This window comes from Plantactinospora sp. CNZ320 (assembly GCF_002846275.1).
Genome location: NZ_PJMP01000001.1, coordinates 6,255,943 through 6,279,845, shown reverse-complemented (window position 1 = coordinate 6,279,845; position 23,903 = coordinate 6,255,943). Strand labels below are relative to the sequence as shown.

The 23,903-nt window shown below is 71.7% G+C and carries 22 protein-coding genes; 9 read left to right on the top strand and 13 right to left on the bottom strand.

The genetic code is table 11. From position 1 onward, the window contains the following. Positions 1–58: 58 nt before the first annotated feature. A complete protein-coding gene (locus tag CLT71_RS28200; protein WP_486483495.1) occupies positions 59–859 on the top strand; it encodes an alpha/beta hydrolase family protein in 801 nt (266 codons plus the stop codon). 264 nt (positions 860–1,123) lie between these two features. Continuing rightward, positions 1,124–2,119, top strand: a complete 996-nt coding sequence (locus CLT71_RS28195; protein ID WP_101369773.1) for an alpha/beta hydrolase family protein — start codon at positions 1,124–1,126, stop codon at positions 2,117–2,119. Positions 2,120–2,201: 82 nt separating this feature from the next. On the opposite strand, the gene CLT71_RS37165 is transcribed toward CLT71_RS28195, so the two are convergent. The 4 genes from CLT71_RS37165 to CLT71_RS28175 all read right to left on the bottom strand — a co-directional run bounded on the left by CLT71_RS37165 (position 2,202) and on the right by CLT71_RS28175 (position 6,870). After that, positions 2,202–3,557 (bottom strand): hypothetical protein, encoded by a 1,356-nt coding sequence (locus tag CLT71_RS37165; RefSeq protein ID WP_158242321.1) that lies wholly within the window; start codon positions 3,555–3,557, stop codon positions 2,202–2,204. A gap of 290 nt (positions 3,558–3,847) precedes the next feature. Then, positions 3,848–4,810 (bottom strand): zinc-binding dehydrogenase, encoded by a 963-nt coding sequence (locus CLT71_RS28185; RefSeq protein WP_199187746.1) that lies wholly within the window; start codon positions 4,808–4,810, stop codon positions 3,848–3,850. A gap of 234 nt (positions 4,811–5,044) precedes the next feature. Then, on the bottom strand, positions 5,045–6,268 hold the full coding sequence (locus CLT71_RS28180) for an NAD(P)-dependent malic enzyme (protein ID WP_101369771.1): 1,224 nt from the start codon (positions 6,266–6,268) through the stop codon (positions 5,045–5,047). Between the two features lie 239 nt (positions 6,269–6,507). Beyond that, positions 6,508–6,870 (bottom strand): S24/S26 family peptidase, encoded by a 363-nt coding sequence (locus CLT71_RS28175; RefSeq protein ID WP_486483494.1) that lies wholly within the window; start codon positions 6,868–6,870, stop codon positions 6,508–6,510. An 83-nt stretch (positions 6,871–6,953) separates the two neighbouring features. Between CLT71_RS28175 and sodN the strand changes: the two genes are divergently transcribed. Next, entirely contained in the window at positions 6,954–7,361 is a 408-nt protein-coding gene (gene sodN, locus CLT71_RS28170) for a superoxide dismutase, Ni (protein ID WP_101369770.1), read from the top strand. A gap of 124 nt (positions 7,362–7,485) precedes the next feature. After that, positions 7,486–7,893 (top strand): ATP-binding protein, encoded by a 408-nt coding sequence (locus CLT71_RS28165; protein ID WP_101369769.1) that lies wholly within the window; start codon positions 7,486–7,488, stop codon positions 7,891–7,893. A 54-nt stretch (positions 7,894–7,947) separates the two neighbouring features. Here the strand turns inward: CLT71_RS28165 and CLT71_RS28160 are convergent, their stop codons facing one another. Continuing rightward, a complete protein-coding gene (locus tag CLT71_RS28160; protein WP_101369768.1) occupies positions 7,948–8,349 on the bottom strand; it encodes a hypothetical protein in 402 nt (133 codons plus the stop codon). 42 nt (positions 8,350–8,391) lie between these two features. On the opposite strand from CLT71_RS28160, the gene CLT71_RS28155 reads away from it, so the two are divergent. After that, entirely contained in the window at positions 8,392–9,342 is a 951-nt protein-coding gene (locus tag CLT71_RS28155) for a diacylglycerol/lipid kinase family protein (protein ID WP_101369767.1), read from the top strand. A gap of 422 nt (positions 9,343–9,764) precedes the next feature. After that, positions 9,765–10,022: a WhiB family transcriptional regulator gene (locus tag CLT71_RS28150; protein ID WP_101371857.1), complete on the top strand. Its 258-nt coding sequence runs from the start codon at positions 9,765–9,767 to the stop codon at positions 10,020–10,022. A 370-nt stretch (positions 10,023–10,392) separates the two neighbouring features. Here CLT71_RS28150 and CLT71_RS28145 read toward each other — a convergent pair whose 3' ends face one another. From CLT71_RS28145 to CLT71_RS28135, 4 genes are read right to left on the bottom strand one after another with little or no spacing between them, the layout of a single operon-like run. Continuing rightward, positions 10,393–11,211 (bottom strand): CbiX/SirB N-terminal domain-containing protein, encoded by an 819-nt coding sequence (locus tag CLT71_RS28145; protein ID WP_101369766.1) that lies wholly within the window; start codon positions 11,209–11,211, stop codon positions 10,393–10,395. After that, positions 11,193–11,954: a phosphoadenylyl-sulfate reductase gene (locus tag CLT71_RS28140; protein WP_101369765.1), complete on the bottom strand. Its 762-nt coding sequence runs from the start codon at positions 11,952–11,954 to the stop codon at positions 11,193–11,195. The genes CLT71_RS28145 and CLT71_RS28140 overlap by 19 nt, the downstream gene beginning before the upstream one ends. Continuing rightward, entirely contained in the window at positions 11,951–12,127 is a 177-nt protein-coding gene (locus tag CLT71_RS37560) for a hypothetical protein (RefSeq protein WP_199187745.1), read from the bottom strand. Before CLT71_RS37560 ends, CLT71_RS28140 begins: the two co-directional genes overlap by 4 nt. After that, positions 12,124–13,860 carry a nitrite/sulfite reductase gene (locus tag CLT71_RS28135; RefSeq protein ID WP_101369764.1) on the bottom strand — a complete coding sequence of 579 codons (1,737 nt, stop codon included), beginning with the start codon at positions 13,858–13,860 and terminating at the stop codon, positions 12,124–12,126. The genes CLT71_RS37560 and CLT71_RS28135 overlap by 4 nt, the downstream gene beginning before the upstream one ends. 612 nt (positions 13,861–14,472) lie before the next feature. On the opposite strand from CLT71_RS28135, the gene CLT71_RS28130 reads away from it, so the two are divergent. Further along, positions 14,473–15,702 carry a glycosyltransferase family 39 protein gene (locus CLT71_RS28130; protein WP_486483493.1) on the top strand — a complete coding sequence of 410 codons (1,230 nt, stop codon included), beginning with the start codon at positions 14,473–14,475 and terminating at the stop codon, positions 15,700–15,702. Between the two features lie 47 nt (positions 15,703–15,749). Here CLT71_RS28130 and CLT71_RS28125 read toward each other — a convergent pair whose 3' ends face one another. Further along, on the bottom strand, positions 15,750–16,346 hold the full coding sequence (locus CLT71_RS28125) for a TetR/AcrR family transcriptional regulator (protein ID WP_101369762.1): 597 nt from the start codon (positions 16,344–16,346) through the stop codon (positions 15,750–15,752). A gap of 91 nt (positions 16,347–16,437) precedes the next feature. Between CLT71_RS28125 and CLT71_RS28120 the strand changes: the two genes are divergently transcribed. Beyond that, positions 16,438–17,346, top strand: coding sequence for a zinc-binding dehydrogenase (locus CLT71_RS28120; protein ID WP_199187744.1), 909 nt, complete (start codon positions 16,438–16,440; stop codon positions 17,344–17,346). A gap of 81 nt (positions 17,347–17,427) precedes the next feature. Here CLT71_RS28120 and CLT71_RS28115 read toward each other — a convergent pair whose 3' ends face one another. Together CLT71_RS28115 and CLT71_RS28110 are read right to left on the bottom strand one after the other, a co-directional pair. Further along, positions 17,428–18,975: a PAS domain-containing sensor histidine kinase gene (locus tag CLT71_RS28115; protein WP_101369761.1), complete on the bottom strand. Its 1,548-nt coding sequence runs from the start codon at positions 18,973–18,975 to the stop codon at positions 17,428–17,430. A 93-nt stretch (positions 18,976–19,068) separates the two neighbouring features. Further along, positions 19,069–20,103 carry an SIS domain-containing protein gene (locus CLT71_RS28110; protein ID WP_101369760.1) on the bottom strand — a complete coding sequence of 345 codons (1,035 nt, stop codon included), beginning with the start codon at positions 20,101–20,103 and terminating at the stop codon, positions 19,069–19,071. Positions 20,104–20,292: 189 nt separating this feature from the next. Here CLT71_RS28110 and CLT71_RS28105 point away from each other — a divergent pair, with 189 nt between their 5' ends. After that, positions 20,293–22,131 carry a tetratricopeptide repeat protein gene (locus tag CLT71_RS28105; protein WP_101369759.1) on the top strand — a complete coding sequence of 613 codons (1,839 nt, stop codon included), beginning with the start codon at positions 20,293–20,295 and terminating at the stop codon, positions 22,129–22,131. Positions 22,132–22,268: 137 nt separating this feature from the next. Here CLT71_RS28105 and CLT71_RS28100 read toward each other — a convergent pair whose 3' ends face one another. Beyond that, on the bottom strand, positions 22,269–23,852 hold the full coding sequence (locus tag CLT71_RS28100; protein WP_486483492.1) for an MDR family MFS transporter: 1,584 nt from the start codon (positions 23,850–23,852) through the stop codon (positions 22,269–22,271). Between the last annotated feature and the right edge of the window lie 51 nt (positions 23,853–23,903).

The following is a 23,903-nucleotide window of genomic DNA, read 5'->3' as shown; positions in this document are numbered from 1 at the left end:
CGCTCCGGCTCCCGCGGCCTCGCCCGGTTCAGCCCCGGATCGGACGTACGCGGTCGGCGTGCGTACGCTCGATATCGGTCACGGCACCGCCCGCCCGCTCCGGGTCACCATCTGGTATCCGGCCCGGGGCGAACCGCCGGACGGCAGCCCGCCCGCACCTCGCCGGGACGCCCCGGTCGCGGCCGGCAGGTTCCCGATCGTGCTCTTCAGCCACGGCCTGCACAGCCTGCCGGAGCTGCACGCCCCACTGACCAGCCGGTGGGCCTCGACCGGCTTCGTGGTCGCCGCACCTGCCTATCCGCACACGAAACGGGCGGCGCGCCGCTTCGACCGTGGCGACATCCGCCGCCAGCCCGGTGACGCCTGGCGGGTGATCCAGCACCTGGGCCGGCTGGACCAGGACTCCGACGACCAGTTCGCCGGGCATCTGTCGGTGACCCGGATCGGCGCGGTGGGGCACTCCGCCGGTGGCTACACCACCGCCGGGCTCTTCGCGCCCGGGCACTCGCCGTGGCTGCGCGGCGGGATCGTGATCGGTGGCGCCGGAATGCCCGGAGGTACCTTCGGCGGCCCGCCGGCACCGCTGCTCTTCGTGCACGGTGACGCGGACCGGGTCGTACCGTTGACCCGTGGTCGGGACGCCTTCCGCCGGGTGCCCTGGCCGAAGGCGTTCCTCACGGTGCGTGGCCAGGGGCACGGCGAGTACCTCATCCCGGGCCGGCGCGGCTTCGCCCAGGTGCTGGCCGCGACGACCGAGTTCCTGCGCTGGACCCTCTACGGTGACGTCCGGGCCCGACGTGACCTTCCGACCGGTGCCGCCGACCCCGGCATCACCGCCTTCGTCGACGGTCTGGACTGAGGGCCAGCCCTAAACCGCCGCCACTGGACGCTCGTCCTCGGCTCCGCCGGGTTCGACGCCTCGTCCTCGGCTCCGCCCGATTCACGCCTCGTCCTCGGCTCCCTCGGGTCTGACGCCTCGTCCTCGGCTCCGCCGGGTTCGACGGCTCGTCCTCGTCTGCGTTGGGTTTGACGGCTCGTCCGCGTCTGTGCTCGGTGTTGGGCGGCCGTACCGCGTCGGCGGAGCCCGGGTCGACCGGTCCGCGGGCGGGGCAGAATCGGGTTCATGCCCCGACCACCCCTGCGTGCCACGCTCGCCGTCGTCGCGGCCGTGACAACGGCGCTGGCCGTGACCCTGACCGGTTGCTCCGGGTCCGACCGCCCGGTCACCGACCGGCCCACTCCGGCGGGGAGTCCGACTCCGGGCGTTATCGCCTCCGCCGAACCGCCCCCGCCCGGGGTGGCGCCGAGCCGGCCGTTCGCGGTCGGGGTGCGGCAGTTGGCTTACCAGCGGGGCGCCGACCGCCGGCTGCCGGTCACCGTCTGGTATCCGGCGGAGGGGACGCCGGGCGGCACACCGGACCGGAACGCCCGGGTGGCCGACGGGCGGTTTCCGGTGGTGCTGTTCAGCCACGGCCTGACCGGGCGGCCGTCGGACTACCGGACGCTGCTGGTGCGCTGGTCGGCGGCGGGTTTCGTGGTGGTGGCGCCGACCTACCCGTACACGAGTCGGGGCGCCGCCGACGTCCAGGTGCTCGACGTGGTCAACCAGCCGGCCGACGCGTCGTACGTGCTGACCCGGGTACTGGCCCTGGACGGCGAGACCGGCGACCCGCTGCACGGGCACCTCGCCGTCGACCGGGTCGCGGCGGCGGGACACTCGGCCGGCGGGGTCACCACCATCGGGCTGTTCACGGCCGGCCGGGATGACCGACTCGACGCCGGCATCGTGCTCGCCGGTACCGCGCTCGGTGTCGGCACCGCGTTCAGCGGGGCGGCCGCACCACAGCTCTTCGTGCACGGGGAGCGCGACGACGTGGTGTCGTACCGGGCCGGCAGGGCGGCGTACGACCGGGTCCCCTGGCCGCGGGCGATGCTGACGCTGCCGGACGGCGACCACGTCGGCGCGCTGGTCGGCGGTGGCGAGCGGACCGTCGACGTGGTCGCCGGTACGACAATCGAGTTCCTCCGCTGGACCCTGTACGGCGATCCCCGGGCGCTGCGGCGGCTGCCGGCCGAGGCGACCCGGGGCGGCCTGGCCACCCTCGACAACCGGCTCTGAGGCCGCTCCCCCGCCTCGGCGGCGGACGTGGTCGGGCGCGGCCGGTCCTGGCCCGACCGGCCGCGCCCTGGAGGGGGTGGTGTTAACCCACCACCGGCTTCCGGTTGTCGGCGTAGAGGTTGGTCGCCCGGTCCCAGGTGATGCCCCGCTGGTCGGGTCGGGCTATCACGCCATATCTGTGGTTTCGCCCGAAGACATTGCCACTGAGCCGGATGTTGGAGGCGTTGAGATCGGCGCGCACCCCGATCGAATAGTTGCCGCCGTTGCAGTAATTTCCCTCGAAGACCAGATTCGAGACGATCGGCCCGGTGGTCGATCCGATCATGAGACAGGCGTTGAACGGATCTTTGGTCACCGGGTTGTACGCATCCAGCGTGTTGCGGCGGACCACGATATTCGACGCGCCGGTGGTCTGGAGTGTGTCGTTGTGCGAGTTGGGTCCCCGGGTCAGATGGTGGATCCAGGAATCCTCGACGACCACGTCACTGCCGAGTCGGGGCCCGTCGATGACGTTGCTGATGTCGACCCGGCGCAGCGTGTACTCGCCGCAGCAGACCGCCGCCGAGTTCTTTCCCCTGCCGTCGATCTCGACATCCTCCACCAGCAGGTTGACCGCATCGATGGTACGAATCGAATAGATCCCGTCGCAGGTGATCCGGGATTTGCGGATCACGACGTTCTTTGCGGTGACGGTGACACAGCCGGTGATGTTCAACCCGCTGAGCACCTGGCCGTCCTGCGTCACCTTGATCGAGCCGGAGGCCCGCAGCGTCGTACCGGCCGGCACGCCGGTGTTGTCGGGGCCGGGGAAGGAGGAGGGAGCCCGGCTGGCCGGCGCCCTGGTCATGGTCGCCGAGGCGGCCGAGTCCGAGCCGTCCGGAGAGTCCTCCGGCGCCGGGGTCGTGGGATCGGGGGTCGCCTCCGGGGTGGCGGCGGAGGGCAGGTCACCGGCGGCCACCGGCTTGCCGTTCCAGGTCGACATGATGATCGTCGCGGGGGCCTCCGGCGAGTGCATGAAACCGTTCTTGCATCCGGAGACACGCACCTTGCGGGCCGTGTAGTTGCCGAAGACGAGACCATTCGTCTCGGGCTCGGTGCACTGAATCCTGGTGTTCTCGATCAGCGCTCCGGTGAAGCCTTCGAAAATCCGTACCGCGTGCGCCCCGCCGTACTTGATCGTACTGTTCCTGATCGTGACGTCATTCGCCTTGATGTGCACGTACCCATCGATCTTGCGGCCGTCGAGCACCGTACCGTTCTGGGTGATGGTCGTCGACCCGTCACCACTGCTGGCCACGGCCACGCCGATCCCGGCGAGAATGATCCCGAGCGTCGCCGAACCCACCACCAGGGATCGGGGCGTACGCCAGCCGCGCCCGTGGGCACGACGAGATGGGGGTCGTTGCCGATTACGCTGACCCGCCACAGAGAAACTCATCAAGATCCGACTCCTTCGCCGTACAGATTCGTCCGCGATCAGAGGGGCGGAACGGGACGACTGTACCCGCCGGTCCCAAGCCGACGGAGACACGAAGGAAATGGCGAAAACGTAACCTTTATTTTTCCTGAAGTCAGCCTTTAGCCCGACTTTCCCGTGCATTGCGGCTGACTTATCCTGCCCGGCTGTCCGTTTGATTCCAGGCGAAACGTCCGGATTTTCAAATACTGTCACCGCGCGTGTTCGGGGCGTGAACACCCCCTGCACCAGCCCGGAGGACCGCTCTGGAGCTACGCGCTGTGGTCCAGCACCACCTTGCCGAAGGCGTCCCCGGAGAGCAGCCGGGCGAAGGCCGTACGCACCTCCGAGAACGGGTACGTCCCGTCGACCACCGGCCGGATCCCGCGCTGCACCAGCAGGCCGAGCAGCTCGGCCAACTCGGCCGGCGTGCCCATGGTCGTGCCGAGGATCTCCAACTGCATCGCGAAGACCCGGCGGAGGTTCACCGTCGGCTCGTGCCCGGCGGTGGCACCGGAGACCACGATCCGGGCGCCCGGGGCAGCCGACTTCAGCGAGTGGTCGAAGGTGGCCGCTCCGACCGTCTCGATCACCACGTCCACCCGCTCCGGCAACCGGGCTCCCGGCTCCACCGCCGTCGCGCCCAGCGCGGCGACCCGCTCCCGCTTGCCCGGGTCGCGGCTGGTCGCGTACACCCGCTTGCCGAGCGCCACCGCGAGCATCACGGCGGCGGTCGCCACGCCGCCACCGGCCCCCTGCACCAGCACCGACTCACCGGCGTCGACCCGGCCCCGGGTGGTGAGCATCCGGTACGCGGTCAGCCAGGCCGTCGGCAGGCAGGCCGCCTCCGCGAAGGAGAGCCCGGACGGCTTGGGTACCAGGTTGGCGCGGGGCACCGCGACCCGCTCGGCGAGCGTGCCGGGATGCCGTTCGGAGAGCAGCGAGAGCCCACGGGGATCGCCCGGATCGGGGATCACCGGGTACAGCACGACCTCGTTGCCGTCCGGGTCCACACCGGCGGCGTCACAGCCGAGGATCATCGGCAGCCGGTCGGCGGCCAGCCCGACCCCGCGCAGCGACCAGATGTCGTGGTGGTTGAGCGAGCTGGCCCGGACCTGCACCGTCACCCAGTCCGACTCCGGATGGGTCGGCTCGGGCCGATCCCCCACGACCAACGCGGCGAGCGGGTCGTCGGCGTCGAACTTCGAGGCGTAGGCGGCACGCATGATCGACACGTTACACCCGCCCGGAAACGACCGCGCTGCCGTCGACCGCCGGCTGCCCTCACGCCGGGAACCCGCGGACCAGCCAGTCAGGCGCGAGCCACGCCGTCACGCACCCCCGCCCCGGCCACGCCATCAGGCGCGAGCGACGCAGGCCACGCCGTCAGGCACGGGACCCCGCAGGCCACGCCGTCACGCACCCCCGTGAGCCGCGCCGTCAGGCGCGGACCCTTGCAGGCGACGCCATCAGGCGCGGGCGACGCCGTCGCGCCGGGCCGCTTCCGCCACCGCTTCGGCCACCGCCGGTGCGACCCGAGGGTCGAGCGGCGACGGCATGATGGCGTCGACCCGGAGCTGCCCGCACTCCGAACCGCCCTGCCGTGCGCCGTCCGACCAGGCCGCCTCGACCGCCACCGCCGCGATCGCGTCCGCCGCCGCCACCTTCATCCCGTCGGTGATCCGGGTCGCCCGCGCCGCCAGCGCACCCCGGAAGATGCCCGGGAAGGCAAGCACGTTGTTGATCTGGTTGGGGAAATCGCTGCGACCGGTCGCCACCACTGCGGCGTACCGGGCGGCCACCTCGGGATGCACCTCGGGCGTCGGGTTGGCCAGGGCGAAGACGGCCCCGCCGGGCGCCATCCCGGCCACCGCCTCCTCGGGGATCTGTCCACCCGAGACCCCGATCAGCACGTCGGCGTCGCGCAACGCCTCGGTGATCCCGCCGACCCGGCCGGTGGCGTTGGTCAGCTCGGCCAACTCGGTCTTCGACGAGGTCAGGTCCGACCGGTCGCCGTGCAGGATGCCGCGCGAGTCGCAGACCACCACCTCGGCCGGATTCACCCCGCCGGCCACCAGCATCTTGGTCACCGCGACACCGGCCGCACCCGCGCCGCTGACCACCACCCGAAGGTCACCGAGCTTGCGGTTGAGCAGCGTCGCGGCGTTGCGCAGCGCGGCGAGCACCACGATGGCGGTGCCGTGCTGGTCGTCGTGGAAGACCGGGATCGGCAGCGCCTCGTCCAGCCGGCGCTCGATCTCGAAGCACCTGGGTGCGCTGATGTCCTCCAGGTTGATGCCGCCGAACGACGGCGCCAGCGCGGTCACTACCGAGACGATCTCGTCGACGTCCTGGGTGTCCAGACAGACCGGTACGGCGTCCACCCCGCCGAACTGCTTGAAGAGGACCGCCTTGCCCTCCATCACCGGCATGGCCGCGCGCGGGCCGATGTTGCCGAGCCCCAGCACGGCCGTGCCGTCGGTGACCACCGCGACGGTGCGCGAGACCCAGGTGTAGTCGTCCGCGAGGGCCGGGTCGGCCGCGATCGCCTCACAGACCCGGGCCACCCCCGGGGTGTACGCGAGGGAGAGGTCCTCCCGGGTGGCCAGCGGCACGGTCGAGGCGATCGCCATCTTGCCGCCCCGATGCAGCTCGAAGGCGGGATCGGACGGGTCCACGGCGGCGGATGACATGGTGACTCCAAGGATCGCGACGATGCATTCCATTGAACCTTCTTCAACCTCCACTTGCGGTCGGGTGGACCACAAGGTCAGACGCGGTGCATGAGCGCCGCGCGGCCCAGGTTGAAAAAGGTTCACTCGAGAGGCGGCCGGCTGGACGCGAGATCGGCGATCACCGGCAGCGGTGCGGGGGTCACCCGGTATGGACTACAGAGCATAGTGGCGAAAGGGAACGCGGTTGCCCCGCAGGGTCATACCGGTCGGTAGTAGAACCACTTCGGGCGGGGCCAGTAGCGGGCCACCACCCGGCCGAGGACGTCGGCCACGCCGTACATCCGGGAGTCGTCGGTCACCAGCGTGTTGTCGCCGTGCAGTTCCCAGCCGCCGTCGCGCGGGCGTACCGCACGCTTGACCACCAGCAGGTCCGGTCGACTGCGGAAGACCCCGACCACCAGGTCACCGGCACGGACGGCCCGACCACCGCGCCGGACCAGCAGCGCGTCGCCGTGCCGCAGGGTCGGCACCATCGACGGCCCGACCACGAGTACCGCGAAGAGCGGCGCACCGGGTAGGCCACCGGCCGTGGAAGGGCCGGTGGAGGAGTCCCTGGACACCCAGTTTCACCTCCGCCCCTTCGGGGACATACCGCAGGAGTACTGTCATCCTGGATCATCACAGACGTGCCTTGGAGGGTCCCATGCGACTTCCTCGCATCCTTACACCCCGAACCGTCGCGTACGCCCACTGCGACCTGCCCTGCGGTGTCTACGACCCCGCGCAGGCCCGGATCGAGGCAGAGTCGATCAAGGCGATCGACGAGAAGTACGCGGCGAACACCGACCCCGAGTTCCGCACCCGGGCGCTGATCATCAAGGAGCAGCGCTCCGAGCTGGTCAAGCACCACCTCTGGGTGCTGTGGACCGACTACTTCAAGCCCCCGCACTTCGAGAAGTACCCGCAGCTGCACCAGCTGTTCAACGAGGCCACCAAGCTGGCCGGTGGCGGCGGGGGCACCAAGGCCACGACCGACGGGTCCAAGGCCGACGAGCTGCTCCAGAAGATCGACGAGATCGCGAAGATCTTCTGGGAGACCAAGCAGGCGTGAGCTGCGCCACCTCGCCGGCCACCGGCCGGCGGGACGTCGTCGCCGACGTGCCGACCGGGTCCTACAGCCGGTCGGCACCTCGGCGCGACGGGCCGGTAGAGTCCGAGACGGGGGGACAGGCCTGGTGACTTCGCTGAGCACACCGCCGACGACCGGCGACGACGTCGTCCTACTCACCGTGCCCGCCGACGGTGGCTTCCTGGGCGTGCTGCGCACCGCTACAGCCGGCCTCGCGGCACGCCTGCACTTCGCCCTCGACGAGATCGAGGACCTGCGCATCGCCGTCGACGAGGCCTGCGCCATGCTGCTGGCCGTCGCGACCCGGGACGCGGAGTTGGACTGCCGCTTCGCGGTCACCGACGACGCCCTCACCGTCGAGGTGTCGGTGCCGACCGCCCGGGGGGCGCGACTGCCTGCGGAGTCGTCCTTCGCCTGGAAGGTGCTGACGGCGCTGACCACCTCCGCCGCGGCGTCCGCGACCGGCGACCGGGCCACCATCAGGCTGTTGACCCGACGCGCCGCCGAGGTCTGAGCCCGACGACCGGTCCGGCTGTTGAACCAGTCGCGTTCGGCGTCGAAGCCTGGATCAGGCGCGTTCGGTGTCGAAGCCGAGCGCCCGGTTGGTGCCCGTGCTGATCAGCAGGCCCACGACCAGCAGGCCGAGTGCGATCAGCGGCCCGCCCAGCCAGGCCAGCCCGCCCAGGATCATGAAGTAGCCGACCGGCAGCAGCATGAGCTGCAACACGATCGCCGGAGCCCGGGCTCCCGGGCGGCGCCGGTTGAGCGCGGTGCCGACCACCCAGAGCACCACCGCGCCGCCGGCCGCGAAGAGCGTGACCAGGAGTGCGGAGAGCAGGTCGGTCGCGGTGGCGGTGAGCAACTCGTAGACCAGGAAGAGCGTCAGCAGCGCCAGCCCGACCCCCTCGGCGCGCAGCAGCAACACCGCCCAGCGCAGCGGGCCGGGTACCGGTTCGGGGTCGCTCGTCACGGCCGCCACGATACCCCGGCGGCTCGCGGTACAGTGCCGCCCATGCGGGCCATCCTGGTGGTCAATCCCAAGGCCACCACCACGACGGGCCGGGGCCGAGACGTTCTCGTCCGCGCGCTCCGCAGCGAGGTGGACCTCACCGTCGAGTACACCCGGCGGCGTGGCCACGCCGTCACCCTGGCCAGGGAGGCCGCCCGGCAGGGCGTCGACCTGGTGGTGACGCTCGGTGGTGACGGCACCGTCAACGAGGTGGTCAACGGCCTGATGTCCGCCGGCCCCTCGCGTACCGCCGACGACCGGCCGCCGGCCGCGGAACTGCCCGCGCTCGCGGCAGTACCGGGTGGTTCGACGAACGTCTTCGCCCGGGCGCTCGGACTGCCCCGGGAGTGGCCGGAGGCGACCAGCATGATCCTGGAGGCGCTGCGGGTGGGGCGGGTCCGCACCGTCGGGCTCGGTCTCGCCGACGACAGGTACTTCACCTTCTGCGCCGGCCTGGGCATGGACGCGGCGGTGATCCACCGGGTGGAGCGGGCCCGGCGGAAGGGTCGGGTCTCCACCCCGAGCCTGTACCTGCGCTCGATCGTCAGCCAGTATCTGGTCGGCGCGGAGCGGCGGCACCCGACGATCCGGCTGGAGCGGCCCGGCGAGATCACCGAGGGTGATCTGGCGACGGTGGTCATCCAGAACACGGCCCCCTGGACCTACATCGGGGACCGGGAGGTCAATCCGAACCCGGACGCCTCGTTCGACCTGGGCCTGGACATCCTCGCGCTGCGTCGACTGCGGGTACCGAGCACCACACGGATGGTGACTCAGAGCCTGTCACGGCGGCCGGATCCGCGTGGCAGGCAAATTCTGCGGCTGCACGACCTGGAGGAGTTCACCCTGGTCGCGGAGCAGCCGCAGGCGTTCCAACTCGACGGCGACTACCTCGGCGAGCGAAACAAAGTCCGATTCACGTCCGTCCCGGCCGCACTGCGAGTAATCTGCTGACCCTGGGGTACAGCGACCGGTAGTGGACCTCTGAAGCCTCCAACGAGGGCGGTGCCGGAAATGCCAGCAATGTCGGGCGGACTGTACTATATTGATTCTCGGCTGTGGCGCACCGGGTGCCGACGAGGGTGGGAATCCGGACAAATGGGCCGTGACCTGTCTCACCTGCCTAGAGTTTTTCCGGGCGCTACCCTTGACATCGCGAGCGTTCGTGAAAGTATTCACAAGCGAACTTGAGTTACCGGGACATTGCGCGGGCGCGTTCGACGCGCCGACCGCCGCCCCGCAGGTCCCACAACACAAAGCCTGCTCTCGCGCTACCGAACCGACGGGCTTCGCACCGTCGTGATCGGCACCGCGGACGCATATAGAAAAGATCCACGAAGCACTGCCGCCCACCCAGATTGAGGAGTGTTGCCGCCATGGACTGGCGCCACCATGCTGCCTGCCGCGACGAAGACCCGGAGCTGTTCTTTCCGATCGGAACGTCTGGCCCGGCCGTCCTGCAGGTCGAGCAGGCCAAGGCCGTCTGCCGGCGTTGCTCCGTGACCGACGAGTGCCTGAAGTGGGCTCTCGAATCCGGTCAGGACGCCGGAGTCTGGGGCGGAATGAGCGAGGAAGAACGGCGCGCCGTCAAGCGCCGTGGCGGCCTTCGGGTCCTGCGCGCTCACTCTGCCTGACCGACCGCACTACGCACCGAACGCCCTGGGGCTCGTTCCCCAGGGCGTTCTGCTGTTCGCCGCTAACACGTTCTGTTGTTTCGAGAACGCGTTCTGCTGTTGTAGTAACGATGGATAGTGGATCGACGACATTCCGCTGACCAATTCGCAGACGACGAACCCGAAGATGATTCGAAGCTGCCGGCTATGGATTCCTCCGGCGATTAGCGGCGCGGCGGACGCGGACCCGGAGTACCACCGAGAGCCCGACACGCGGCCAGCAGACGCCGGCTCGACCGCAGACCACGCTGCGTGACAACGGTCGACCACCCTGGGTAACCCACTACGCCACGTCACCATCGGTCGACGGTAGCTGTCACGCAGATCACGCTCACCAAGCGTCACCGGTCAGCACCGCATCTACCCGCCCGAGCACGAGCTGGACCAGTTCCGGAGCGTCGCCCAGGGGGGCAGCAGCGGCTACCGCGCCGGCCTCCCGGGCCGATGCCAGGGCCGTCTCGCAGAGCCGCCCCGGCGCCAGGAAGTACGTCGCCACCGCCACCCGCCGGGCACCGGCCGCCCGCAGCGCGTCGACCGCCGTACCCGCCGTCGGCGGAGCCGCCGAGGCGTACCCGACCCGGGTCGGTAGGCCCGTCTCGTGGCCGAGCGCCTCGGCCACCTCCTCGACGGTCTCCCGGGCAGCAGCGTCCCGGGTACCGGCGGCAGCCAGCACCAGGCCGTCGATCCCGTCCAGGGGCACCGGGTCGAGTGCCTCGGCGAGCCGGCGCAGCAGCCCGGTCAGGAGCCGGCGGTCGGGCCCCTGCGACGTCGGGCCGAGCACCTCTGTGGTGCGTACCGGAATCCGCAGCCCCGCCTCCCGGGCCGCCTCGACGGCACGCGGAATGTCGACCCGCCCGTGGTACGCGGCCGTGAGCAGCAGCGGCACGAGTACGGCCCGCCGGTGACCGGCCGCCTCCAGCTCGGCCAGTACCGCACCCGGCCGGGGCGGGCCGTGGTCGAGATAGCTGGCCCGGACCGGCAGTCCCGGCCGGGCCGCCGCCACCGCCCGGCTCAGCGCCTCCGTCGCCCTGGCGGCCCGGGGATCGCCACTGCCGTGCGCCACCAGCACGACCGGGGTCGGCTCCGAGCCGCCACCCGGCCCCGTGGAAGCTCCGACGGCTCCGGGGGTGGTCAGACGTGCAGGCCGCACTCGGTCTTCTCGAACATGGCCCAGCGGCCGGCCCTCGGGTCCTCGCCAGCCTTGGTGCGCCGGGTGCAGGGCCAGCAGCCGATCGAGGTGTAGCCCTGCCGGAACAGCTCGTTGACCGGCACGTTCCACCGGGAGATGTAGGCGTCGACGTCGGCCTGGGTCCAGGCGGCGATCGGGTTCACCTTGACCTTGCCGCGTCGCGGGTCGAAGCCGACCACCGGGGTGTTGGCCCGGGTCGGCGACTCGTCCCGGCGCAGCCCGGCCGCCCAGGCGTCGTAGTCGGCCAGCGCCCGCTCCAGCGGCTCCACCTTGCGCAGCGCGCAGCACTCGTCGGGCGCGCGGGAGAAGAGCCGGGGACCGTACTCACCGTCCTGCTGGCCGACGGTCTGCCGGGGCCGGATGGAGCGTACGTTGACCGGCAGGGTACGGGCCACGGTGTCGCGTACCCGCAGCGTCTCCGGGAAGTGCAGGCCGGTGTCCAGGAAGACCACGTCCACTCCGGGTACCACCCGGGAGACCACGTGCGCGAGTACGGCGTCGGCCATCGAACTGGTGACGCAGAACCGGTCGCCGAACTCGCCGGCCGCCCAGCCGACGATCTCCTGGGCCGGTGCGCCCTCCAGTTCGCGGTTAGCCTCCTCGGCCAGCGCCCGCAACTGCTCCGGGTCCCGCCGGGACGGGCTGGCCGGCACCTGCGGGCCGAGCGTGACCAACCCGAGGTTGGCCGCGACAACCGGGCTCATGAGGGCTCTCCTTCGTTCGCGACGGCGGTGGCGAGCAGACCGGTGAACCTCACCGTGAAAACCCGGGCACAGGCCCGGCACTCCCAGGCACCGTGCGACGCCTCGTTGGGTCGCAGGTCCTCCTCACCGCAGTACGGGCAGTAGAGCGGTGCGGCTCGGGTCTCCCCGCTCATCGCAGCTCCTCCTCGTCGACTCGCACGACCCAGTTGGCGAAGCTCTCGCCCTCGGTACGGCCGTCGAGGTAACGGCGGGTGAGCCGCTCGACGTACTCGGGAAGCTCCGCCGCGGTTGTCTTGAGGCCGCGCAGCTTGCGGCCGAAGCCGGCGGACTGGCCCTGCGCCATGCCGAGGCCCCCGCCGAGGTGCACCTGGAAGCCCTCGACCTGGCGCCCGTCCGGCCCGACCACGAGCTGACCCTTGAGGCCGATGTCGGCGGTCTGGGTCCGGGCGCAGGCGTTCGGGCAGCCGTTGAGGTGGATGCTCAGCCCCTCGCCGAGGTCGGCCCCGGCGAGCCGCTCCTCCAGCCGGGCCACGAGTTCCTGGCCGCGCGCCTTGGTCTCGACGATGGCGAGCTTGCAGTATTCGAGGCCGGTGCAGGCCATGGTGTCGCGCCGCCAGACCGACGGGAACGCCTCCAGGCCGATCCGGCGCAGCGCCGTGACCAGCGAGTCGGTCCGCTCGGCCGGCACGTCCAGCACCAGCAGCTTCTGGTGCGGCGTGAGGCTGACCCGGCCGCTGCCGTGCTCGGCGGCGACGTCGGCCAGTTCGGCGAGCTGGGTGCCGGAGATCCGCCCGACCACCGGGGCCGCCCCGACGTAGTAACGCCCGTCCCGCTGCCGGTGTACTCCGATGTGGTCGACCGGCTTGGACGGCAGCTCCGGCGCCGGGCCGTCGAGCATCCCGCGGCCGAGGTATTCCTTCTCCAGCACCTCGCGGAACTTCGCCACGCCCCAGTCGGCGACCAGGAACTTGAGCCGGGCCCGGTGCCGCAGCCGGCGGTAGCCGTAGTCCCGGAAGATCCCGACCACCCCGGCCCAGACCTCCGGCACCTCGTCCAGCGGCACCCAGACGCCGAGCCGCTGCGCCAGCATCGGGTTGGTGCTCAGGCCGCCGCCGACCCAGAGGTCGAAGCCGGGGCCGTGCTCGGGGTGCTCGACGCCGAGGAAGGCGACATCGTTGACCTCGTACGGGGTGTCGACCAGCCAGGAGATCGAGGTCTTGAACTTGCGCGGCAGGTTGGAGTACGCCGGGTCGCCGACGTACCGGCGGACGATCTCGTCGATCGCCGGGGTCGGGTCGAGCACCTCCGCCTCGGCGATCCCGGCGACCGGGCTGCCGAGCACCACCCGGGGGCAGTCGCCGCACGCCTCGGTGGTCTGCAGGCCGACCGCCTCCAGCCGGCGCCAGATCTCCGGCATGTCCTCGACCCGGATCCAGTGCAGTTGGATGTTCTGCCGGTCGGTGATGTCGGCGGTGTCCCGGGCGTACGTCTGGGAGACGTCGGCGATCGTCCGGAGCTGGTCCAGGTTGAGCTGACCGCCGTCGATCCGGACCCGGAGCATGAAGTACTCGTCTTCGAGCTCGTGCGGCTCCAGCACGGCAGTCCGGCCGCCGTCGATGCCGGCCTTGCGCTGGGTGTAGAGCCCCCACCAGCGGAACCGCCCACGCAGGTCCTGCGGGTCGATCGAGGCGAAGCCACGGTGCGCGTAGATGTTCTCGATCCGGGCCCGTACGTTGAGCGGGTTGTCGTCCTTCTTGGTCCGCTCGTTGGGGTTGAGCGGCTCACGGTGCCCGAGCGCCCACTGCCCCTCGCCTCGCGGACGGCGGGCCGGTCGGGCCGCCCGCGCGCTGCTGCCCGCCGGTGCGCTGGTGGCGTCGGGTCGAGCGGGGGTGTCACTGACCGCCATCGCGGCGTCCTCCGTTGTTCGGTGTGCTCGGTGGACGCGCAGGGCGACGGCCTCGGCCCGGGGCGGGCCGGAGACGACCAGTGTCAGGAACGACGGAGTCGGAGAGCCGGCGCACTGCGCGCCCGGGACGGAACAGGTCCGGGCGGCGTCAGTGAGCCGGACAGATCGCGCTGCGAACGCGGCCGTAGTCCACGTGGCGGCGGGAGGTGAATCCCGGCCTCGCGAAACGGCGCACGGCGGCGGTCATGCCCGTCATGCTGCCACACCCGTAACGGCCGGACCAGCGCCGCGAGCGCCGATCCCGCCTGGCGGACCCGCTGTGGTGAGCTTCACGCTACGATTTCGAATATTGGTACGAATGCGACAGATAGCACCTCATCAACCATAGATCGCCCTTCCGGTCGGCGCCGGCTGGTCCTGCCGGGCCGGTTCCGCCGGGCGGTCTGGCTCTGGCCGGGCCTGGCCACCCTGCTCGTCACCGCCGTCCAACTCGACCGGGCGGCACTGTGGCGCGACGAGCTGGCGACCTGGAGCGCCGCCTCCCGCCCGCTGCCCGACCTGATCCGGCTGGTCGGCACGATCGACGCGGTCAACGGCCCGTACTACCTGCTGATGCACGGCTGGCTGACGGTCGCCGGAGACTCCGTCGTCGCACTGCGGCTGCCCTCCGCGCTCGCCATGGCCGGGGCCGCCGCGCTGACCGCCGTGCTCGGCGCGCGCCTCTTCGGCCGTCGGGCCGGGCTGCTCGGCGGGCTGATCTTCGCGATCCTGCCGAGCACCTCCCGGTACGGCCAGGAGGCCCGCCCGTACGCCCTGGTCACCCTGCTCGCGGTGCTGGCCACCCTGCTGCTGTGCCGGGCGGTGGAGCGGCCGACCCGGGCACGCTGGGCCGGCTACGCGGCGGCGGTGACCGGGCTGGGCCTGGCCAACCTGTTCGCGGTCAGCCTCGTCGCCGGGCACGCGTTCGCCGCGCTGGTCCCGCGCCGCCATCGGGTACGGCTGCCGTGGCTGGTCGCGGTGGCCGTGGCCGGACTGCTGCTGGTGCCGCTGACTGTGCTCGGCCGCAGCCAGCAGGGCCGGCAACTCGACTGGGTTGGCCGGCCCGGCCCGGCGGCGTTACTGGGGTTGCCGGGCAGCCTGGTGCAGGCCGGTGTGGTCGGCGGGGTACTGGTCGGGCTGGCCGCCGTCGGCATCGCCACCCGGGGCCACCGGGGCGTACTGCTCGGGCTGACCGTACTGCTGCCGGCGCTGCTGCTCTTCGTCGGCGGGCAGCTCACCCCACTCTTCGTACCCCGTTATCTGCTCTTCGTGGTGCCGTTCGCCTGCCTGCTGGCCGCCGCGACCCTGGCCCCGCTCCGGCTCACCGCCGCGCTGGCGATCGTGGCCGTCACCGGCCTGCTCGGCGTACCGGAGCAGGCAGCGCTGCGCCGCACCCACGAGTCGCCCCGGAGCGCCCCGATCGACTATCCGGCGGCGCTACGGATCATCGCCACGCACCAGCGGCCGGGCGACGGCATCGTCTACCTGCCTCGGGACGGCTGGGCGTTCCTCGACCTCGCCACGGCGTACCAACTGGGTGCCGACCGCCCCCGGGACGTGCTGTTGGTGGCGGACCAGACCCGCCGGGGCGACTTCTGGGCCACCGAGTGCGCCCGGCCGGCGGAGTGCCTGGGCACCGTCGACCGGCTCTGGCTGCTGGCCAGGGGCGAGGACGCCGATCCGCTGCGCGGTGCACCGGCCGACCGGGCGGACCCGCTGCGGGCCGACTTCCGGACCGACCGCCACTGGACGGTGCCGGGTCTCACCGTGCAACTGCTGGTACGCCAGCCGCCCCGACGCTGAACACCGGCCGCGTCTCTGAGCCGGCGATCCGGCGTCGGGTTCTGGTGCTACCGGCTGGCGGGCGGGTCGGCGCGGCCGCTCTCGTCAGCTACGACCGTGCGGGCCAGATCGCGGACCGCCTCGCGTAGCCGATCGACACCGCCCTGATCAACGATCTTCCGGACAAGTTCCCCGTCGAAGGAGCCGAGCAGCAGGTGGGCGAAGAACTCGGCGTCGGCGTCGGGGCGGATCTGGCGGATCAGGCCCGTGAGGTGGTCGTGCCAGCGTCGGTAGGTGGGGTCCCGGTGTTTGTCTGCCGCGCAGGCTCGTTCGTGCGCGGCGATCAGCGCGATGTTCTCCGCGGCGAGCTTCGCCAGTTCGTCGAGGAAGCCGAGGAGCCGTTCCTGCGGTGGGGCACCGGGGCCCAGCGGTGGCGGACCACTGTCGATCGCCGCCCGGATCCGGGCCGCGCGCTCGGCGAGTAGTTCCTGGAACAGGCCGGTACGGCTGCCGAACCGCCGGAACACCGTGCCCTTGCCCACGCCCGCCCTGGCGGCCACCGAGTCGAGCGAGATGCGCTCCGGAGCGTGCAGTGCGAGCAACTGCTCGACTGCCCGGAGTATCGACTCGCGATTACGGGCGGCGTCCGCGCGCTCGACCGCCATCACACCTCCTCGAAACCGGACCGCTAGTCCGTATAGTATCTCGGGCATCAACCGGACTACCGGTCCGCTTCCTGTCGTTGGAGGTGTCATCGTGCGAGCCCTGATCGCCGCCCCCGAGACCGTCGAGGGTTTCCAACTGGCCGTGGTTCCCGAGCCGGTGCCGGAACCCGACCAGGTGGTGGTCGAGGTACGGCGCGCGTCCGTGAACTTCGGCGAAATTCGTTATCTGGGCTTCCAGCCCGCCGGCACGGTGCTCGGTTACGACGCGGCCGGTCACGTGGTCCAGGCAGCCGCGGATGGCACGGGGCCGGCCGTCGGTCAACGGGTTGTCGCCTTCGGCAGTGGAGCCTGGGCCCAACGGGCCGTGTTCGGCACCGACAGTCTCGCCGTCGTTCCGGACGGGCTCGACCTCGCCGAGGCTGCCGCGCTGCCCATGGTGGGCATCACCGCGCTACGGACGTTGCGGGCTGCCGGCTCCGTACTGGGACGCCGGGTGCTGGTCACCGGCGCCTCCGGTGGCGTCGGCCGACTCGCGGTGCAACTCGCGCGGCTCGGCGGCGCGCACGTCATCGCGTCGGTCGGCTCGGCGCAGCGCGGCGAAGGGCTCGACGTGCTCGGGGCGGACGAGGTGGTGGTCGGGCTCGACCACATCGACCAGCCGGTCGACCTGGTACTGGAAACCGTCGGTGGAGGACACCTGGTCACAGCCTGGCGGCTCCTCAAGCCGGGCGGGATTCTGCAGAGCATCGGCTGGGCATCGGACGCTCCGGCCGTGTTTCCGCCAAATTCGATCTTCACCCACGGGGCGGCGAAGACGCTGCAGTCGTTCGGTGACGTGTCCAATCCCGGCCCCGACCTGGCCATCCTCGTGGACCTTGCCTCCCGCGGAGTCATCTCCGGGCAGGTCGGCTGGCGCGGCTCGTGGAACCGCCTCGGCGACGCGGCCGAGGCACTTCTCGGCAGGCGAGTCTCCGGAAAGATCGTCATTGAGATCGACTGACCAGCTTGCCTGACCGGCCGCGTGCTGTCCCCGGCCCTGCTCGCCACCGACCGGCACGCCACGTACGTCCCTGACCACCGACTACCGGACCAACGGGACCACCAGCAGCGCCTCGGTACCGGCTCCGGCCCGGTTGCGCAGCTCGATGGTGCCGCGCAGCTCACCGGTGGCCAGCGCCCGGACGATCTGGAGGCCGAGCCGGCTGCCCTGGTCGGCGTCGAAGTCCTCCGGCAGGCCCCGGCCGTTGTCGGCGACCGTGACGTGCAGTTGCTTACGGAACCGGTGTGCCGAGACGACCACCTCGGCCATCTCGGCCGGCTCCGCCGGCTCGGCCAGCTCGGCCGGCGCCGGTACCGCCGCGTTCTCGCCCGGTTCCGGAAAGGCGTGCTCGACGGCGTTGAGCAGCAACTCGTTCAGCACGATCACCAGCGAGGTGGCGATCTCCGCCGGCAGTACCCCGAAACTGCCCTGCCGCCGCATCCGCACCGGTACCTCGGTCGCGGCCACCTCGGCGGCGGCTGCCGCCACCCGGTCCACGATGCCGTCGAACTCGACCGCCTCGTCGCTGGACATCGAGAGGGTCTCGTGCACGAGGGCGATCGAGGCGACCCGGCGTACCGACTCCTCCAGCGCGGCCCGCGCGGCCGGGATGCCGACCCGGCGGGCCTGGAGCCGGAGCAGCGCGGCGACGGTCTGCAGGTTGTTCTTCACCCGGTGGTGGATCTCCCGGATGGTGGCGTCCTTGGTGATCAGGGCGCGGTCCCGGCGGCGTACCTCGGTCATGTCCCGGACCAGCACCAGCGCGCCGATCGGCACCCCGGCGGGCATCAGCGGCAGTGCCCGGGTCAGCACGGTCGCGCCCCGGGCCTCGATCTCCCGGCGCGGCGGCGCCTCACCGCGCAGCGCGGCCAGCACCCGGTTCGCCGCCTCGGTCCCCTCCAGCGGATCGGCGGCGAGCCGGCCGTTCAGCGCCGCCAGGTCCTCTCCGACCAGGTGCGAGGCGAACCCGAGCCGCCGGTACGCCGACTGCGCGTTCGGGCTCGCGTAGGTGACCTTGCCGTTGGCGTCCAGCCGGACCAGCCCGTCGCCGACCCGGGGTGCCGTGGTGGTCTCGCCCGGGTGGCGTACCGGTGGGAACGTCCCGTCGGAGAGCATCTGGGCGAGGTCGTCGGCGGTGGTCAGGTAGTTCAGTTCGAGCTGGCTCGGAGTGCGCGCGGTGGAGAGGTTGGTGTCCCGGCCCACCACGGCGATCACCTCGCCCGACTCGCCGTCGCCGGAGCGCAGCCGGACCGGGATCGCCTCGTGCCGGGCCGGCGTGTCGCCGTACCAGACCGGGTCGCCCTCGCGCCAGATCCGGCCCTGGCTGTACGCGATCGCCAGGTGCGCCACCTCGGGACCGCCGACGATCCGGCCGACCTGGTCGTCCTGGTACGCCGTCGGCGCGGTAGTCGGGCGTACCTGGGCGACGCAGACGAAGCCGTCGGAGTCGTTCACCGGTACCCAGAGCAGCAGGTCCGCGAAGGACAGGTCGGAGAGGAGTTGCCAGTCGCCGGCCACCCGGTGCAGGTGGTCGATGTCGACCGGACGCAGACCGGTGTGCTCCTCAGCGAGATCGCGCAGCGTGGACACGGGGCAAGCCTGCCACGCCCACCCCGAAGCTGAGGGGTAAGGAAGGGCCCCTTCTTATCGGATTCTGTTGTAGAAGGGCCCCCGCCTTACAGGTCAGAGGGTGGAGGTGACCTTGTGCAGGCCGCGTGGGGCGTCCGGGTCCTCGCCCCGGGCCAGCGCGAGGGCGAGGGCGAGCCGCTGCACCGGCAGGATGTCCAGCAGCGGGGCGTACCGCTCGTCCACCTCGGGGACGGGCAGCCGGGCGGCGGCCCCGGCGACCTCGGCCGGCCCGACGACGACCAGGTCCGCACCGCGTTCGCCGACCTTGGCCAGTACCTCGCGCATGGCGGTGCCGCCCGGGCCGGCGCCGACCACGGCCAGCACGGGTACGTCCGGATCGGTCATCGCCAGCGGGCCGTGCAGCAGGTCGGCGCCGGAGAAGGCGAGCGCCGGCAGGTACGAGGTCTCCATCAGCTTCAGCGCCGCCTCCCGGGCGGTCGGGTACGCGTACCCCCGGCCGGTGGTGACCATCCGGTCCGCGAAGCGGTAGCGGGCGGCGAGCTGCCCCGGCGTCGGGTCGGCGAGGGTACGGGCGGCCAGCTCGGGCAGTGCCTCCAGCCCGGTCCGCTCCTCGGCGGGGATCGCACCGTCCCCGGCCCGGATCCCCTCGACCAGCAGCAGCAGGGCGAGCAGTTCGGCGGTGTACGTCTTGGTCGCGGCGACCGCCCGCTCGTGCCCGGCCACCACGTCGATGGCGAGTTCGGCCGCACCGGTCAGCGGCGAGTCGGGGGCGTTCGTCACCGCCAGGGTGAGCGCGCCGGCCTGCCTGGCCACCCGCAGCACCTCGGTCAGGTCGGGTGACCCGCCGCTCTGGCTCACCCCGACGACAAGTGCCTCGGAGAGGTCGGGACGGGCCCCGAAGAGGGTGATGGCGCTCGGCGAGGCGAGCCCGGCGGGGAGGCCGAGCCGGATCTCGGTGAGGTAGGCGGCGTAGAGGGCGGCGTGGTCCGACGTGCCGCGTGCGGTGAAGACCACGTGTTTCGGCCGACGTTCGGCGATCACCGCCGCCACCTGCGCGATCGCGGCCGTCGAGTCCGGTTCCAGCAGTCGTGCGAAGCCCTCTGGCTGCTCGGCGATGTCCGCCGCCATGCCGGCTCCCGGTTGCGCCACGATGACCTCCTCATGCGCGATTCCCGCGCGTTCCATGCTCAACTTTGCACGATTTGCAGCGACAGAGCAATCTAACGAGCAGCTTTGCGCAGTAGATCACCACCCACGGTCGCCATGCCCTAGGCTCCCCAACCCAGGGAAAATTCCACGTACGAAGGGTCGACTTCGGTGCCCGAGGGAACAGACGACCCCCGGCTCTCGGCCGAGGGAGAACTCGCGCTGGCCCGGCTGGCGCTGGACGAGGGCGATCTCCGGCACGCCGCCGGTCACCTGGCCGGGGCGATCGCGTACGCGCCGACCATGCCCGAGGTGCACGAGGTGCTCGCCCAGCTCGCCGCCCGGTCCGGTGGCGGGGTCGATCTCTTCCCGCTCGACCAGCACCCGTTCATCGGTACCGTGGTGGCCCGCGCGCACCTGCTCGCCGCCGCCGGACGCCCCGGCGACGGGCTGGAACTGCTCGCCGCCGCCACCGGGCACGTCCCCTCGGCCGACTGGGCCGGCGTGCCCTGGGTGAGCGCCCCCGAACTTCCCGGTAACCTCGATCCGGACCGGATCGCCCGGGTGCTGATGCAGGTCTGCGCCGGCATCTCCGACCCGGTGCCGGAGACCGCCCGGGAACCGCTCTGGCCCTATCTGCGGCTGGCCCGGCACGCCGTGGCGGCGCATCCCCGGCACGGCCTGCTGCTCGGCGCGGCGTCCGCGCTGGCCCGCCGGGTCGGCGCGGTCGGCCAGGCCGTGGAGTGGGCCGGCCGCGGAGTCAGGGAACTGCCGTCGAAGCTCTCCGAGGTGTGGCTCGGCTACGCCTACCGCAGCGCCGGACGGACCGCCGAGGCGCTCGCCGCGCTGCGCCGGGCCGTCGACCACGACCCCGACGACCTCTCGGTGTACGCCGACATCGCCGGCACCCTCGCCGACCACGGGCGGCTCGACGAGGCGCTGGGCTGGATCGACCGGGCGCTGGCCCGGGACCCGTCCTTCGACTGCGCGGTGCACACCGGTCACCGGCTGCGCTACCGCCGCGACGGCGACCTCGCCCACCTGGTGGCGCTGGCCGACTTCCAGCGGGACCATCCGGACGACTCGCACGAGCACAGCGACCTCGCCGAGTGCTGCCAGAACCAGCCGTGGCTGGGTCGGGTACCGCCGGGCACCGAGGCGGTGGCGGTGGCGCTGCGGCAGCGGCTGGCCACCGGCGATCCGGCCGACGGCGCCCGGTTGCCACTGCGCGGACTGGAGCCACCGAGCGCGATGCGTACCCTGCACGGTGCCGCCCCGGCCCTGGTCGTCACGGTCGCCGCCACCCCGGAGCCGGATCTGCGCGAGCCGCGCCGACCGGTCGGGCACCAGCTCTGGCGGTACGCCGGCATCACCGCCGTACCGGCCGTGCCGGTGCCACCCGAGACGGCGGTACGCCGGATCCAGCAGTTGGCCCACCCCGCCTGGCCGCATCCGCCGGCCGCCTACGACGCGGCGGTCGGGCTCGCCACGCTCGAACTCGACGACCTGCTCGGGCTGCTGGCACATCCGCCGGCCCCGCCGGAGACCGAACTCGGCCGCACCCTGAGCCGGCACGACCCGACGCTCTGGGTGCGCTGCGTCCAGGTCTGGGTCTGCCTCGGGCTGCTGCACCACCGCACCGACGAGCCGTGGCCGGAGTCGACCCGGCGCAGGGTGTTGCTCGATCTGGTCTGGGGAGTCGAGGACTGGGTCACCGAGGCGGCCCTCTTCGCCCTGGTCACCGCCGCCTGGGTGGACCCGTCGGTGCGGGGAGAGGTGGCCCGGGTCGCCGCCGAACGGCTCGACGACGCGGTCGAGGTGGCACAGCGGCGGCCGGTCACCGTGCTGCGTTCCCTGGCCCACCTGGTGCTGGCCACCCCTTCCGCCGAGCCGGCCGCGGTCGACACCGCCCGCCTGCTGCTCGCCCGGAACGGTTCGGTCGCGCCGAGGCAGCGCCGCTTCGGCCGGCTGCTGGACCGGATGTGGCGGCGGCTCACCCGCCAGGGCTGACTGGGCGGGGTTCACCAGGCAGGGCTGAGTGGCGGGCGGTTCACCCGGCAGGGCTGACCGGGCGGCGGGTTCGGATTCTCCGTGGCCGACAACGCGGGCGCCGCCACTGTCTAACAGGGCGGCGCCGCGTTGGCAGGTCAGCGTACGGGTGGACTGGCCAGGGCGATCTCCGCCTGCTCCTCGGGAGTCTCGGCCTCGGCGGTGGGTCCGCCGCGCAGCGGGATCTCCTTGACGAACCAGGCCAGCACCGCAACCGCCAGTGCGAACGGTACCGCCCAGACGAAGACCGTACCGATCGCGTCGGCGAGGCCGCCGAGCACGGCGTGCTGCTGCTCGGGTGGCAGCGACCGCAGCGCGGCCGGGTCGACTCCGGCGCCCTCGCCACCGCCCGCGATCATCGGCCCGGCGGCCGAGTCGGCGAGCCGGTTGGCGAATACCGCGCCGAAGAGCGAGATCCCGAAGGAACCGCCGATCGACCGGAAGAAGGTGGCCGCGCCGCTCGCCGCGCCCAGGTCCTTCTGCTCGACGCTGTTCTGTGCGATCAGCATCGAGGTCTGCATCAGGAAGCCCATCCCGACGCCGAGCACGATCATGTAGAGCGAGGACTCCAGCTTGCCTGTGTCGACGTCGAGCAGAGCCAGCAGCGCCATCCCGGCGGTCATCACGATCCCGCCGACGATCGGGAAGGCCCGGTAGCGGCCGGTCCTGGTGATCGCCCGACCGACCACGATCGACACCACGAGCATGCCGAACATCAACGGCAGCAGCAGCAGTCCGCTGTTGGTGGCCGAGGCGCCCTGCACGGTCTGCTGGAACAGCGGCAGGAAGTTCATCGAGCCGAACATCGCGAAGCCGAGCAGGAAGCCGATCACCGAGATCACCGCGAAGTTGCGGTTGGCGAAGAGGCTCAGCGGCAGGATCGGCTCCGGTACCCGCCGCTCGACCAGGGCGAAGGCGCCCAGCGTGACCACGGCGAGGGCGGCCAGGCCGAGGATCTGGCCGGAGATCCAGTCGTACTCGTTGCCACCCCAGGTGGTGACCAGCACGATCGCGGTGATGCCGACCGAGAGCAGCGCGGCACCGAGCCAGTCGATCCGGTGCTCGGTGCGGTACTTCGGCAGGTGCATCCGGGTGGCCAGCAGGATCAGCGCCACACCGCCAAGCGGCAGGTTGACGTAGAACGCCCACCGCCAGGAGAGGTGGTCGGTGATGAAGCCGCCGACCAGCGGACCGGCCACCATGGCGATGGCCATGATGCCGGCGATCATGCCCTGGTAGCGGCCCCGCTCCCGGGGCGGTACCAGGTCGCCGATGATCGCCATCACGCCGACCATCAGGCCGCCCGCGCCGAGGCCCTGTACCGCGCGGAAGGCGATCAGCTCCATCATCCCGTCGCCGGGGCCGCCGAGCAGTTCCGACCCGGCCATGCCACAGAGTGCCGAGCCGAACAGGAAGAGCACGATCGAGCTGAGGAAGACGGTCTTACGGCCGTACAGGTCGCCGAGCTTGCCCCAGATGGGGGTGGAGACGGTGGAGCCGAGCACGTACGCGGTGACCACCCAGGTGAAGTGGTTGAGCCCGCCGAACTCGCCCACGATCCGGGGTAACGCGGTGCTGACGATCATGTTGTCGAGCATCGCGAGCATCATCGCGATCATCAGGCCGCCGAGTACGACTCTGATGTTCACCGGTTTCACCGGCGCATCGGACATGGTGGTCATCGGTAGGCTCTCCCCCTGAGTGTGACCGCTTACTTGCCGACCGGCTAGTGA